Annotated in this window: 13 protein-coding genes; 10 read left to right on the top strand and 3 right to left on the bottom strand. The window is 64.1% G+C overall.

Annotation, left to right across the window (positions count from 1 at the left end):
* The first annotated feature begins 3 nt into the window (after nucleotides 1–3).
* The 4 genes from trkA (at nucleotide 4) to hflX (ending at nucleotide 4040) form a co-directional block, all read left to right on the top strand.
* On the top strand, nucleotides 4–1380 hold the full coding sequence (gene trkA, locus K6301_RS07245) for a Trk system potassium transporter TrkA (RefSeq protein WP_247220194.1): 1377 nt from the start codon (nucleotides 4–6) through the stop codon (nucleotides 1378–1380).
* A gap of 57 nt (nucleotides 1381–1437) precedes the next feature.
* Nucleotides 1438–2301 carry a D-amino-acid transaminase gene (locus K6301_RS07240; RefSeq protein WP_247220192.1) on the top strand — a complete coding sequence of 288 codons (864 nt, stop codon included), beginning with the start codon at nucleotides 1438–1440 and terminating at the stop codon, nucleotides 2299–2301.
* A 99-nt stretch (nucleotides 2302–2400) separates the two neighbouring features.
* Nucleotides 2401–2643 (top strand): RNA chaperone Hfq, encoded by a 243-nt coding sequence (gene hfq, locus K6301_RS07235; protein WP_134652126.1) that lies wholly within the window; start codon nucleotides 2401–2403, stop codon nucleotides 2641–2643.
* Between the two features lie 77 nt (nucleotides 2644–2720).
* Nucleotides 2721–4040, top strand: a complete 1320-nt coding sequence (gene hflX, locus K6301_RS07230) for a GTPase HflX (protein ID WP_247220190.1) — start codon at nucleotides 2721–2723, stop codon at nucleotides 4038–4040.
* Nucleotides 4041–4224: 184 nt separating this feature from the next.
* Here the strand turns inward: hflX and mazG are convergent, their stop codons facing one another.
* Together mazG and K6301_RS07220 are read right to left on the bottom strand one after the other, a co-directional pair.
* Nucleotides 4225–5058 carry a nucleoside triphosphate pyrophosphohydrolase gene (gene mazG / locus K6301_RS07225; RefSeq protein WP_247220188.1) on the bottom strand — a complete coding sequence of 278 codons (834 nt, stop codon included), beginning with the start codon at nucleotides 5056–5058 and terminating at the stop codon, nucleotides 4225–4227.
* Nucleotides 5059–5066: 8 nt separating this feature from the next.
* Nucleotides 5067–5654, bottom strand: coding sequence for a deaminase (locus K6301_RS07220; protein ID WP_247220186.1), 588 nt, complete (start codon nucleotides 5652–5654; stop codon nucleotides 5067–5069).
* Nucleotides 5655–5849: 195 nt separating this feature from the next.
* Here K6301_RS07220 and cysG point away from each other — a divergent pair, with 195 nt between their 5' ends.
* The 5 genes from cysG (at nucleotide 5850) to K6301_RS07195 (ending at nucleotide 10826) form a co-directional block, all read left to right on the top strand.
* Nucleotides 5850–7286 (top strand): siroheme synthase CysG, encoded by a 1437-nt coding sequence (gene cysG, locus K6301_RS07215; RefSeq protein WP_247220184.1) that lies wholly within the window; start codon nucleotides 5850–5852, stop codon nucleotides 7284–7286.
* Between the two features lies 1 nt (nucleotide 7287).
* Nucleotides 7288–7605, top strand: coding sequence for a DUF2849 domain-containing protein (locus K6301_RS07210; RefSeq protein ID WP_134652116.1), 318 nt, complete (start codon nucleotides 7288–7290; stop codon nucleotides 7603–7605).
* Nucleotides 7606–7615: 10 nt separating this feature from the next.
* The gene (locus K6301_RS07205; protein ID WP_247220182.1) at nucleotides 7616–9289 is read left to right on the top strand and encodes a nitrite/sulfite reductase; all 1674 of its coding nucleotides are present in this window, start codon (nucleotides 7616–7618) and stop codon (nucleotides 9287–9289) included.
* An 11-nt stretch (nucleotides 9290–9300) separates the two neighbouring features.
* Nucleotides 9301–9801 (top strand): DUF934 domain-containing protein, encoded by a 501-nt coding sequence (locus tag K6301_RS07200; protein ID WP_247220181.1) that lies wholly within the window; start codon nucleotides 9301–9303, stop codon nucleotides 9799–9801.
* Nucleotides 9802–10013: 212 nt separating this feature from the next.
* Complete coding sequence (locus K6301_RS07195; RefSeq protein ID WP_247220180.1) at nucleotides 10014–10826, top strand: ferredoxin--NADP reductase; 813 nt, start codon at nucleotides 10014–10016, stop codon at nucleotides 10824–10826.
* 53 nt (nucleotides 10827–10879) lie between these two features.
* Here the strand turns inward: K6301_RS07195 and K6301_RS07190 are convergent, their stop codons facing one another.
* Nucleotides 10880–11500 (bottom strand): GntR family transcriptional regulator, encoded by a 621-nt coding sequence (locus tag K6301_RS07190; RefSeq protein WP_247220178.1) that lies wholly within the window; start codon nucleotides 11498–11500, stop codon nucleotides 10880–10882.
* 346 nt (nucleotides 11501–11846) lie between these two features.
* Here K6301_RS07190 and K6301_RS07185 point away from each other — a divergent pair, with 346 nt between their 5' ends.
* Entirely contained in the window at nucleotides 11847–13106 is a 1260-nt protein-coding gene (locus K6301_RS07185; protein ID WP_247220177.1) for a ferredoxin reductase family protein, read from the top strand.
* Nucleotides 13107–13187: the final 81 nt, after the last annotated feature.

The following is a 13187-nucleotide window of genomic DNA, read 5'->3' as shown; positions in this document are numbered from 1 at the left end:
GGCATGAAGGTCATCATCTGCGGCGCCGGACGCGTCGGCTACGGTATCGCGGAACGCCTCTCGCAGGAGGGCAACGATGTCTCCGTCATCGACAACAAGGCCACGCTGATATCGGCCATCACGGAGACGCTGGATGTCAGCGGCGTCGTGGGCCACGGCGCGCATCCGGAGGTGCTGGCCAAGGCCGGCGCCGACCAGGCCGACATGATCATCGCCGTCACGCTCTACGACGAGATCAACATGGTCGCCTGTCAGGTGGCGCATTCGCTGTTCAACGTGCCGACCAAGATCGCCCGTATCCGCTCGCAGAGCTATCTCGCGCCGGAATATTCCGACCTCTTCTCCCGTGAGAACATGCCCATCGACGTCACCATCTCGCCGGAGGTGGAGGTGGGCAAGATGGTGCTGCGGCGCATCTCGTTTCCCGGCGCCACCGATGTGGTGCGTTTCGCCGACGATCGCATCGTCATGGTCGCCATCGAGTGCATGGAGGATTGCCCGGTCGTCGAGACGCCGCTGAAGCAGCTGAGCGAGCTTTTCCCCGATCTGAATGCAACGGTGACGGGCATCGTTTCCAACGGCAAGCTGTTCGTGCCGAGCTCGTCCGACCAGCTGCATTCCGGCGATCTCGCCTATGTCGTGTGCGACAAGGGGCATGTGCGGCGCACGCTCGCGCTGTTTGGCCATGAGGAGCAGGAGGCGGCGCGCATCGTCATCGCCGGCGGGGGCAATATCGGCTACTTCGTCGCCCGCGCCATCGAGGATTACCAGCCGAAGACCCGGCTGAAGATCATCGAGAGCGACCGCGAGCGGGCCGTCGCCGTTGCCGACAAGCTGCGCAACACGGTCGTCCTGCACGGCTCGGCGCTCGACCAGAAGATGTTGCTCCAGGCCGATATCCAGGACGCGGACCTGATCGTCGCGCTCACCAACAACGACCAGATCAACATTCTCGGCAGCGTGATGGCCAAGCGCCTCGGCTGCAAGCAGAACCTCGTCCTGATCAACGACCCGAGCTACGAGGATTTCACCAAGACGCTCGGCATCGACTCGCACATCAATCCGCGCGCGGTGACGATTTCGGGCATCCTCCAGCATGTCCGCAAGGGGCGCATCCGCTCGGTCTATGCCGTGCAGAAGGGCGCGGCGGAGGTGATCGAGGCGGAGGCGCTGGAGACCTCGCTGCTCGTCGGGAAACCGCTGCGCGAAATCGAGCTGCCTGCAGGCATCCGCATCGGCGCGGTCTACCGCGAGGGCACGGTCATCCGGCCGGACGGCAACACGAAGATCAAGGCGAAGGATCGGGTCGTGCTGTTTGCGGCCGCCGCATCGGTGCGCCATGTCGAGCAGCTCTTCCGCGTCAGTATCCAGTATTTCTAGGCCGCCATGCCGGGACGCGCGGCCCGCGTCCCGTCCGCATCGTAACAGGATTGCCTCATGCTTCGTTTTGCCTATGTGAACGGCCGCTATGTGCGCCATGCCAATGCGACGGTGCATATCGAGGACCGCGGCCTGATGTTCGGCGATGCGGTGTACGAGGTCTGCCAGGTGGCGAAGGGCTTTCTGGTCGACATGACCCGGCATCTGGACCGGCTCGACCGGTCGCTTTCCGAAATCCGCGTCCGTCCGCCGATGCCGCGGGCGGCCCTCGTGGGCATCATGCGCGAAGTGCTCAGGCGCAACCGCGTGGTGAACGGCCTGGTCTATGTGCAGGTTTCGCGCGGCGTGGCGCGCCGCGACCACGTGTTCCCGTCGCCCGACGTGCGCGCCTCGCTCATCGTGACGGCCAAATCGCTCAACCCGGCGATGATCGCGGCGAAACATGCGGCGGGAGTCAGCGCCTTCACCGCGCCCGACAACCGCTGGAGCAGGGTGGATATCAAGACCGTCGGCCTGCTGCCCAATGTGCTGGCGCGCCAGCAGGCGAAAGAGGCGGGCGGGTATGAGGCGATCTTCGTCGATGCCGAGGGCAATGTGACGGAGGGGGCCGCCACGAATCTCTGGATCGTCGACAAGGCGGGCACGCTCGTGACACGGCCGGCCGATCCCGGCATCCTGCGCGGCATTACCCGCACCACGCTGCTGGATGTCGCCGCCACGCTCGGCCTGCCGGTCGCGGAACGACGCTTTTCCGTCGCCGAAATGCTGGAGGCGCGCGAGGTTTTCATCACCGGCGCCACGACGATCTGCCTTCCGATCGTCTCCGTCGACGGCCGGACGATCGCCAACGGCCATCCCGGAATCATCGCGCAGAAAATTCGCGATGCCTTTTTCGACGTTGCGGAGAAGACCGCGATTTGATACCAAACTCGGCGGTCCGGAAATTCATTCCCGGCCACGGGGACATTTTATTTTCAGTCAACCGGTCTCAAGGGCCGGCAATCAGAAAGAAGCGGCGCGATGGCGGAACGTTCTCAGAACCTGCAGGATCTTTTTCTCAATACCGTTCGCAAGCAAAAGATTTCTCTGACGATCTTTCTCATCAACGGGGTCAAGCTGACCGGGGTTGTCACCTCCTTCGACAATTTCTGCGTCCTGCTCCGTCGCGACGGTCATTCGCAGCTCGTGTACAAGCACGCCATCTCGACCATCATGCCCGGCCAGCCGTTGCAGATGTTCGAGACCGAGGAAAACGGCTCCTGACAGGACCAACGAAGATTAGCAAATCCGATACTTCCAAGGATTCCCTCGTTCCGGATGTTGAAAAGCACCGGGACGACATGCGCGCCGTGGTTATCGCACCCGTTCTGAAGGCGCGCGGGAAAGCCGATCCGACCGTCATCACGCGCTCCGACGAGGCGCGGCTGGAAGAGGCCGTCGGCCTCGCGCGCGCCATCGACCTGACCATCGTGCATTCGGCGCTCGTGCCAGTCGCTCAGCCGAAGCCGGGCACGCTGCTCGGCACCGGAAAGATCGAGGAGATCAAGGCGGCGCTCGACGAGCACAATGCCGGTCTCGTCATCGTCGATCATCCGCTGACGCCGGTCCAGCAGCGCAATCTCGAGAAGGAATGGAACGCCAAGGTCATCGACCGCACGGGCCTGATCCTCGAAATCTTCGGCCGCCGCGCCTCCACCAAGGAAGGTACGCTTCAGGTCGAGCTGGCGCATCTCAACTACCAGCGCGGCCGCCTCGTGCGCAGCTGGACGCACCTTGAGCGCCAGCGCGGCGGCGCGGGCTTCATGGGCGGCCCCGGCGAAACGCAGATCGAAGCCGACCGCCGGCTGCTTCAGGACAAGATCGTCAAGCTGGAGCGCGAGCTTGAGCAGGTGCGCCGCACCCGCCAGCTGCACCGCTCCAAGCGCAAGAAGGTGCCGCATCCCATCGTGGCGCTTGTCGGCTACACCAATGCCGGCAAGTCGACGCTGTTCAACCGCATCACCGGCGCGGGCGTTCTGGCCGAGGACATGCTGTTTGCGACGCTCGACCCGACGTTGCGCCGCATGAAGCTGCCGCAGGGCCGCACCGTCATCCTCTCCGACACGGTGGGCTTCATCTCCGACCTGCCGACGCATCTCGTGGCCGCCTTCCGGGCGACGCTGGAAGAGGTGCTGGAGGCCGATCTCATCCTGCATGTGCGCGATATGTCCGATCCGGACAACGGCGCGCAATCCTCCGATGTCCTGCGCATTCTCGCCGATCTCGGCATCGACGAGAAGGACGGCGCGGAGCGCATCCTGGAGGTCTGGAACAAGATCGACCGGCTGGAGCCGGAGGCGCGCGAGGCCTTGGTGAACAAGGCCGCCACGCAGCCGAACGTCATTGCCGTCTCCGCCATTTCGGGCGAGGGTGTCGATGCCCTGCTTGACGAGATCAACAAGCGGCTTTCCGGCGTGCTGGTCGACCGCGACGTGATCGTGCCCATCACACAATTGCAGCTTCTGCCCTGGATCTACGATCATTCGATCGTCGATGCGCGCGAGGACCTGGAAGACGGCAATGTGCGGCTGGAACTGCGTCTGACGGAGACCGAAGCCGCCGAACTCGACCGCCGGCTCGGCATCGGCGGCAAGCCGGCGCGTGAGGATTGGGAGCAGTAAGGGCTGCTTGGGCCGCCCCTCATCCCGCTGCCGCGACCTTCTCCCCGCAAGCGGGGAGAAGGGGCAAGATCAAAAGCTGCATTCCATTCTGGGCGCTTCCAATAAGGGAAACCAGCGCCGCATATCCCTTCGCCCCGCCTGCGGGGAGAAGGTGCCGGCAGGCGGATGAGGGGCTTTCAGGCCTTCACTTCAGCTGCCGCTCGATCCGCTTCGCCGCCTGCCACAAATCTTCCATCCGCTCCAGCGTCGCATCCTCCAGGCTTTCGCCATTGGCGGCGAGGCTGTCTTCGATATGCGAGAAGCGGTTGCGGAACTTGGTGTTGGTGCCGCGCAGCGCCATTTCGGGATCGGCGCCGACATGGCGGCCGATATTGACCAGTGCGAAGATCAGGTCGCCGAGTTCGTCGGCGACGGCCGTCTGGTCGCCGGCGGCAAGGGCCGTGCGCAGTTCGCCGATCTCTTCCTCGATCTTGTCGAGGATGGGCGCCGGTTCGGACCAGTCGAAGCCGACCTTGGCGGCGCGTTCCTGGAGCTTCAGCGCCTCGACAAGGGCCGGGAAGGAGCGCTGCACGGAGCCGAGATGGCCGCGCAACGGGTCCTCTGGCAGGCCGCGAAGGGCGCGACGCTCCTTGCGTTCCCGCTTCTCCGCCTGCTTGATCGCATCCCATTGCAGCTTCACGGCTTCCGGCGTGTTCGCATCCGAGCGTTCGAAGACATGCGGGTGGCGGCGGATCATCTTGCGGGTGACGGCCTCGACGACGCTGCCGAAATCGAAAGCGCCGCGCTCCTCGGCGATCCGCGCATGGAAGACGACCTGGAGCAGCAGGTCGCCCAGCTCCTCGCAGAGATCGTCCATGTCGTTGCGTTCGATCGCGTCGGCGACTTCGTAGGCTTCCTCGATCGTGTAGGGCTTGATGGTCTCGAAGGTCTGGACGATATCCCAGGGGCAGCCGGTCTCCGGCTGGCGCAGGGCCTGCATGATCTCGATCAGGCGGTCTATGTCGCGGCTCGGCTGCATGGCGGGTCTCAATTCAGCGGGATGGCGTTTCCGGCCTTGCCGGACTGGTAGCTTTCCGAAAGCGCGTCATAGGCGGCGCGGATCTCGGCATCCTGCGCTTTCAGCGCTGCCTTTTCCTCGTCGCCGGCAATCGCGATGAGGTCGGCGATGGCGGCGGAGTGCCAGAAGGCGTTCGTCTTGGCGTAACCGCCCGGCTCCAGCCGGAAGACCTCCTTGAGGATGCGCAGATCGTGCGGGATGGCGAAGCTGTCTCGCGAATCCTCGTGGCTGAAGAAATAGTAGAAATTGTCGAAGCCGGCCCAGGTGATGGCCGACAGGCACATCGAGCAGGGCTCGTGCGTCGACAGGAAAACGTAGTCCTTGGTATCGGGCTTTTCCACGCGCTCGTAGAGGCGTTTCAGCGTATGCACTTCGCCGTGCCAGAGCGGATTTTCGGTCTCGTTGTTGGTTTCGGCGACGACGAGCGACAGGTCGGACTTGCGCAGGATCGCAGCGCCGAAAACCTTGTTGCCGGCGGCGACGCCCTTCTGAGTCAGGGGCAGGATGTCGGACTGGATGACGTCGAGAAGGCGCTTGGCAAGGGGTGCCTGGTCCATGTGGGATTTCCCTTTGGCTTGATGGCCATCCTTAGCGGGCACGGCGGCGAAGAGGCAAGGGCGGCCGGTGACTTATGCTCAAAATGCGGGGGTGCAGAGCAAAACAATACGCCCCGCCTTGGGCATTGGAATTTATGTTTCTTTTGTTTCTGGCAATTTTTCGCGATAGTGCGCACACTCCAACCGGATCGGATCATGACTGAGGCGCAGAGCAAGCTTTCGACATTCCCGGCGTTCTTCCGCGTCAGCGGCAGGACGGTCGTTGTCGTGGGCGCGGGCGATGAGGCCTTCGCCAAGGCGCGCCTGCTGTTCAACACCGATGCCCGCATCGTCGTTGTCGCCGAGACCCCGGAGGCCGATTTCGAGCGTTTCATCACGGACAAGGGGCTCGTGCTCATCCGCGCGCCGTTTTCCAGCGCGGTTATCGAAGGCGCGGCGCTGGTGTTTGCGGCGACCGGCGATGCCGCCGCGGACCGGGCCATTGCCGCGGCCGCCCGCGCGCTTCGCATCCCCGTCAATGCCGTCGACCAGCCGGACTATTGCGATTTCTTCACGCCGGCGCTCGTCAATCGCGCGCCCGTGGCCGTCGCCATCGGCACGGAAGGGGCGGGGCCCGTGCTGGCCCAGATGATCCGCGCCCAGGTCGACCAGCTCCTTTCGCCCTCCCTCGGTCGTCTTGCCGGCCTCGCCAACGGCTACCGCGAGGCCGTGGACCGTATCCTGCCGCGCGGTGTGACGCGCCGGGTGTTCTGGCGGCGGTTCTTCCAGGGCGCCGTCGCCGATGCCGTCAACAATGGCGATGTCGAGCTGGCGCGCCGGACGGCCAATACGCTCCTGAACTCGCAGGGCAAGGCCGCCGGCCATGTCTGGCTCGTCGGCGCGGGCCCGGGCGCGGAAGACCTGCTGACGCTGCGTGCGCAGCGCGTGATGATGGAAGCAGACGTCATCGTCTTCGATGCGCTGGTGCCGCAGGCGATCGTCGACATGGGGCGCCGCGATGCCGAGCGCCTGTCCGTCGGCAAGCGCAAGGGGTGCCACTCGAAGTCGCAGGACGAGATCAACGATCTCCTGGTGGAACTCGGCGAGGCGGGCAAGCGCGTCGTGCGGCTGAAATCCGGCGATCCGCTCGTCTATGGCCGCGCCGGCGAGGAAATGGCCGCTTTGCGCCGGGCCGGCGTGACCTATGAGATCGTGCCGGGCATCACCTCTGCCTTTGCCGCAGCCGCCGATTTCGAGCTGCCGCTGACGCTGCGCGGCGTGGCGTCCTCGCTGGTCTTCACGACCGGTCACGACCTGACCGGATCGGTTCTGCCGGACTGGGCGCGCCTGGCTATTTCTGGCGCCACCGTTGCCGTCTATATGGGACGCACGGTCGCGGCTTCAGTCGCCGCGCGCCTGATGGAAGCCGGCCTGCCGGCCGAGACGACCGTCGCCGTGGTGGAAAATGCCAGCAGGCGCGAGAAGCGGCTGCTGCATGGTACGCTCAAGGATCTGCCCGGCCTGGAGCATCGCGACGAGCTTTCCGGCCCGGTCATGGTGATCATCGGCGACGCCGTCGCCGGCGCCAATTTCGAACATTCCGAACCGCTCGTGCGCGAGCCGGTTCGCACGACAGCAGCATTGGGAGCATGACATGGCCGACAAGGTTCTGACAGCCAATCGCCTTTCCGACGGCATCTCCGTCTGGCTGGATGCCGCCGGCAACTGGAACGAACATCTCCAGGACGCCTTCGTGGCGCGCCACAAGGAGGCCGTCGACGCGCTGGAGGCCACCGGCAAGCAGGCCTTTGCCGACAACAAGGTGGTTGACGTGAACGTCGTGGACGTCGAAGAAGTCGACGGCGTCCTGCGGCCGCTGCGCATGCGCGAGCGCATCCGTGCCGAAGGACCATCCATTGCCTATGCCGCCGGTTATTCCGGCCTGACTGCGACGGCCGCACCGGCCGCCTGAGGACGTTTCAATGTATCGTTACGATGAATTCGACCACGCCTTTGTGTCCGACCGTGTGGAGCAGTTCCGCGATCAGGTCGCGCGCCGCCTGTCCGGTGAACTGGCCGAGGATGCCTTCAAGCCGCTGCGCCTGATGAACGGCGTCTACCTGCAGCTGCACGCCTATATGCTGCGCGTCGCCATTCCCTATGGCACGCTGAATGCCCGCCAGATGCGCAAGCTCGCCTATATCGCGCGCAAGTACGACCGCGGCTATGGCCATTTCACCACGCGCCAGAACATCCAGTACAACTGGCCGAAGCTCTCGGAACTGCCGGACGCGCTGGCCGATCTCGCGACCGTCGAGATGCATGCGCTCCAGACGTCGGGCAACTGCATTCGCAATGTCACGGCCGATCATTTCGCAGGCGCTGCCGCCGATGAGGTCGCCGATCCCCGGCCTTACGCGGAGATCCTGCGCCAGTGGTCGTCCGTACACCCGGAATTCTCCTTCCTGCCGCGCAAGTTCAAGATTGCCGTGACGGGTGCGGAGCGCGACCGCGCCGCCATCCAGGTGCATGACATCGGCCTGCACCTGAAGAAGAACGAGAAGGGTGAGATCGGCTTTGCCGTCTATGTCGGCGGCGGGCAGGGCCGCACGCCGATGATCGCCAAGAAGATCCGCGACTTCCTGCCGGAGCAGGACCTGCTGTCCTACACGACCGCCATCATGCGGGTGTACAACCTGCACGGCCGTCGCGACAACAAGTACAAGGCACGCATCAAGATCCTCGTGCACGAGACCGGCGTGGAGGAGCTTTCGCGTCAGGTGGAGGCCGAGTTCGCCGAGCTGCGCGACACCGAGCTGAAGCTGCCCGAGCGCGACGTTGCGGCGATTTCCGCCTACTTCGCGCCGCCGGAACTTAGCCCCCGCGCAGAAGGCTGGGCGAACCTTGCGCAGTGGAAGAAGGCGGACCCGGAATTCGCACGCTGGGTACAGAACAACGTGCAGCCGCACAAGCACCCCGACTACGGCATGGTGACGATCTCGCTGAAGCCGATCGGCGGCATTCCGGGCGACGCGACCGACACACAGATGGAGGCCGTCGCCGATATCGCCGAGGAATATGCCTTCGACGAGATCCGCGTCAGCCACGAGCAGAACCTCATCCTGCCGCACGTCGCACTGGCGGATCTGGAGCCGGTCTATCGCGGCCTCGTGGCTGCGGGTCTTGCGACCGCCAATGCCGGCCTGATCACCGATATCATCGCCTGTCCGGGGCTGGACTACTGCGCGCTGGCCAATGCGCGCTCGATCCCGGTCGCGCAGGAACTGTCGACCCGTTTCGGTTCGCCCGAGCGGCAGGCGGAAATCGGCGAGCTGAAGATCAAGATCTCCGGCTGCATCAATGCCTGCGGCCACCACCATGTCGGCCATATCGGCCTTCTGGGCGTGGAAAAGAAAGGCGAGGAACTCTACCAGATCACGCTTGGCGGGTCGGGCGACGAGAACACCTCGATCGGCGAAATCATCGGGCGCGGCTTCGAGCCGGAAAAGGTGACGGATGCCGTGGAGGTGATCGTGAACACCTATCTCGGCCTGCGCCTCGACCCCTCGGAAATCTTCCTCGATGCCTATCGTCGCGTCGGACCGCAGCCCTTCAAGGATGCGCTCTACGGTGACAAGACGGCTGCGGCGGCCTGAGGAGAGCGGTCATGACGAAAATCTGGAACGAAGCCGGTTTTGTGACCGATGATCCCTGGGTGATCGAAACCGAGGACGCCAAGGCGGGCTCGAACGAGAAGGCGATCCTCGGGCTCGACGATTTCCTGGCGAAGGTCTCCGAGGGCGGCGAGACCGGCCTTGGTGTGCTGATCAACCCGGCGGACGACGTGCGCAGGCTGGAAGGCCATCTGGACCGCATCGCGCTGGTCGCGGTGGCGTTTCCGGCCTTCAACGATGGCCGGGCCTTCAGCCATGCCTCGCTGCTGCGCTCGCGGCTCGCCTATGCCGGCGAGATCCGGGCCGTCGGCGATGTGCTGATCGACCAGATCCCGCTGATGCTGCGCTGTGGCATCGACAGCTTCGCGGTCAGCAATGCGACGGCGCTGAAGCGCCTGTCCGAAAACCGCCTTCCGGGCATCGAAAACCATTACCAGCCGACGGCGCGCCCTTCCCAGGAGGTAGGCTCGTACAGCTGGCGCCGCAGGGCCTGATTTTTGCATCGCCGCGACCGGCAAAGGCCGCAATCGCGTGATAGGCTTGAGCGAGATCAAGGACGTCAGGCACGGCGAAGGCAATATCGAATGGCCGGCAAACTATTGCGCGGCCATTCGGCGCATTGGAACGGAATACCTTCCTTTGCTGCTCAACATGTAATATCTGCCTATCGTCAAGATTTTCCGACGCAGACAGGACCGATCCAGACATGAACGCACCGGCCAAGACCGAAGACTTTGTGGCAACCATTCCGGCCGGCGTTTTCGCCGAGACGGTGACGAGCGTGCAGCACTACACGGATCACCTGTTCCGCTTCCGCATGACGCGCCCTGAAAGCTTCCGCTTCCGCTCCGGCGAATTCGCCATGATCGGCCTGATGGTCGGCGACAAGCCGATCTACCGCGCCTACTCGATCGCAAGCCCGTCCTGGGACGAGGAGCTGGAATTCTTCTCGATCAAGGTGCCGGACGGCCCGCTGACCTCGCATCTCCAGCAGATCAAGCCGGGCGATACCGTGCTGATGCGCAAGAAGCCGACCGGTACGCTGGTTCTCGATGCGCTTACCCCCGGCAAGCGGCTCTACATGTTCTCCACCGGCACGGGCATCGCACCTTTTGCGAGCCTCATCCGCGACCCGGAGACCTATGAGAAGTTCGACGAGGTCATCCTGACCCATACATGCCGCGAAGTGGCCGAACTGAAATACGGTTTCGACCTCGTGGAGGAAATCCGCAGCCACGAATTCCTCGCCGAAGTCGTCGGCGACAAGCTGCGCCATTACGCGACCGTGACCCGCGAGGACTTCCCGTTCCAGGGCCGCATCACCGACCTCATCGCCAACGGTAAGATGTTTGCCGATCTCGGCGTGCCGCGCTTCGATCCTGCCGTCGACCGCGGCATGATCTGCGGCTCCTCGGCCATGCTCAAGGAAACCAAGGCCCTGCTGGAGCAGGCCGGCCTCACGGAAGGCGCCAACAGCAAGCCTGCCGAGTTCGTCATCGAGCGCGCCTTCGTCGACTGAGCGGCGAGACATTCCTTTCACAAAGCGGCGGCCTTTCGGCCGCCGTTTTCGTTTCAGTGGGACAGTTCTTCCAGAAGATCGGTCATCGCGGCCGATGCGGCGGCGGGGTCGCCGTTGCGGATCGCGCGGATGACCTTCACATGCAGGTCCACGGAGCGATCCATCCGGCGGCTGTCGGCGCGCGTGAACCACAGGCGCCGCGCGTGGGTTTGCAGCGAGGCGAGGGCGGCGATGAGGAAGCGGTTGGGGCAGGCCTCTTCCATAATCTCGTCAAAGGTCTTGTCGGCGGCGAGAAAGCCTTCGATATCCGAGTTGATCGAGCAGGCAGTCATGGCCTGTGCGCAGGCGACCAGCCTTTCGCGTTGCGCGTCGCTGGCATGGCGGGCGACCAGTGCTGCGGCCAAGGGCTCCAGCTGGCGGCGCGTGGTCATGACATCGGCATGATCGTCCGGGCGGATCGCGGCGATCTGCAGGCCGGCGCGCGGCCGCACCACGATGAGCCCCTGCCATTCCAGCTTCTGGATCGCCTCGCGGACCGGCGTGCGGCCGTGCCCCGAAAGTTCAATCAGCTGCTTTTCGGTAACGAGCGCGCCGGGTCTCAGCTTCAGGGTCACGATCAGACCCTCAAGGGCGAGATAGGCGAGATGGGCCTGCGAGGCCGCGGATGCCGTCATGCGGAGACTCCGTTGATATATCACTTGGTGCCATGTCGCAAAGTGGATGGCAAGCATGCTGATATATCAGCGGCGTGTCGGCGGAATGGACCGCCGGTTCGCGAGGATACTTGGGGGCTGCTTTTATCCTTCCCAGCCGATTCGCCTGGGGGTGGACGCCATGGCTATGTGGCTTGGTCCATTGTGATATTCGACGCCATGTGCCGGTTTTCGCCTTGCTTGCCAAAAGGCGGCGAATAAAGCCGCCGGGCCGCCCGTCGATAGGAGGATTGCGGTTGACGAATGTCATGCGGCCTTGCAAGCATGCCGGCATTAACGACCGTCCAGTTCCATCTAGGGGGATAGATTGACCGCGGGTTCCATCGTCGCGACTCTGCTGATCGTGATCGCCGGCGTGCTTGCCGTTCCGGCGGTCAGCCATACCAATGGTGCAACGACCCTGTCCCTGATCGCCTCCTCGATGGCCTTTGTCGCCATGGCGATCGCGCAATTCATGGCGACGCGCCCGCCGCTGGTGGAGCGGCTGTTCGGCGGGCTCGACCGCATCTATCATTTCCACCGCAAGATCGGCATCGCGGTGCTCTGTCTTATCCTCGTGCACTATTTCGTGACGCCGGACTTCCAGGGGCTTTCGCTGACCGGCGATCTCAACAGGCTCGCAAAGACGGCCGGCGAATGGGCCTTCTACGGCTTCGTCTTCCTGCTCGTGCTCAGCCTCGTGAAGGTCATTCCGAAGACACGCTTCCAGGTACCCTATCAGTTCTGGCGCTTCACCCACCGGTTCATCGGCCTGCTGTTCGTGCTGGTCGCCTTCCATCAGATGTTCATCAAGCGCCCCTATGACGGCACGGCGCTGCTGGCGGTCTATCTCAACCTGTTCGCGCTACTCGGCATCGTCAGCTATGCCTATACCCAGCTTCTGCCCTGGATCCGCACGCGAAAATACCAGGTGGTGGATGTCGAGCGCCACGAGGGCGCGACGATCATCACGGCGAAGCCCACCCGCAGCAAGCTGAGGGCCTTGCCGGGCCAGTTCGGCTTTTTCCGCGTCAACAAGGCCGGACTGCGCGAACCGCACCCCTTCACCATCGCCGGCATCGACGAGGACGGAACGGTGCGCTTCGCCATCAAGCCGCTCGGCGACTATACCAAGGCGTTGCGGGAAACGGTTGCCGTCGGCGATGCGCTGACGCTCGAGGGCGGATACGGCCATTTCAACCACAAACGTGGCGGCAAGAAGCAGATCTGGCTTGCCGGCGGCATCGGCGTGACGCCGTTCCTCGCCATGGCGAGCCGGCTGAAGGGCGACGAGGGCCAGGACATCCACATGGTCTATTGCGTGCGCGACGGTGCGGAGGCGATCGGCCTCGAGACGTTCCGCGCGCAGGCCGACAAGCTCGGCAATTTCAGCTTCGTGCTGCACAATTCCGCGACCGACGGGCGGCTCGATGCGGCAAAGCTGGTATCCGGCACGGCAATGGACCCGGCGGAGGCCGATCTGTGGTTCTGTGGGCCGACGCCGCTGCGGCTGGCCATCGAAAAGGGATTGAGGGAACTCGGCAAGCCACCGCGCCGCGTCGAGTTCGAACGTTTCGAGTTTCGCTAGGGCATTTCCGCGGAAACTGCCAGGCGGTTTTGCATGCGGAATTGTCGGAGAGATCAGATTTATAGCCGGCCAGCCGGCTTT

The organism is Shinella oryzae (assembly GCF_023038235.1).
GTDB lineage: Bacteria > Pseudomonadota > Alphaproteobacteria > Rhizobiales > Rhizobiaceae > Shinella > Shinella sumterensis.
The sequence above is the reverse complement of the archived record's forward strand: the minus strand, read 5'-3'. Positions and strand labels throughout refer to the sequence as shown.

What these genes read in the sequence shown, in the direction of transcription:
- K6301_RS07210 (WP_134652116.1), top strand. Translation starts at nt 7,288, where the DNA reads ATGGCCGACAAGGTTCTGACAGCCAATCGCCTTTCCGACGGCATCTCC.
- K6301_RS07190 (WP_247220178.1), bottom strand. Translation starts at nt 11,500, where the DNA reads ATGACGGCATCCGCGGCCTCGCAGGCCCATCTCGCCTATCTCGCCCTT.
- hfq (WP_134652126.1), top strand. Translation starts at nt 2,401, where the DNA reads ATGGCGGAACGTTCTCAGAACCTGCAGGATCTTTTTCTCAATACCGTT.
- K6301_RS07240 (WP_247220192.1), top strand. Translation starts at nt 1,438, where the DNA reads ATGCTTCGTTTTGCCTATGTGAACGGCCGCTATGTGCGCCATGCCAAT.
- K6301_RS07220 (WP_247220186.1), bottom strand. Translation starts at nt 5,654, where the DNA reads ATGGACCAGGCACCCCTTGCCAAGCGCCTTCTCGACGTCATCCAGTCC.
- K6301_RS07200 (WP_247220181.1), top strand. Translation starts at nt 9,301, where the DNA reads ATGACGAAAATCTGGAACGAAGCCGGTTTTGTGACCGATGATCCCTGG.
- K6301_RS07205 (WP_247220182.1), top strand. Translation starts at nt 7,616, where the DNA reads ATGTATCGTTACGATGAATTCGACCACGCCTTTGTGTCCGACCGTGTG.
- mazG (WP_247220188.1), bottom strand. Translation starts at nt 5,058, where the DNA reads ATGCAGCCGAGCCGCGACATAGACCGCCTGATCGAGATCATGCAGGCC.
- hflX (WP_247220190.1), top strand. Translation starts at nt 2,721, where the DNA reads ATGCGCGCCGTGGTTATCGCACCCGTTCTGAAGGCGCGCGGGAAAGCC.
- K6301_RS07195 (WP_247220180.1), top strand. Translation starts at nt 10,014, where the DNA reads ATGAACGCACCGGCCAAGACCGAAGACTTTGTGGCAACCATTCCGGCC.
- trkA (WP_247220194.1), top strand. Translation starts at nt 4, where the DNA reads ATGAAGGTCATCATCTGCGGCGCCGGACGCGTCGGCTACGGTATCGCG.
- cysG (WP_247220184.1), top strand. Translation starts at nt 5,850, where the DNA reads ATGACTGAGGCGCAGAGCAAGCTTTCGACATTCCCGGCGTTCTTCCGC.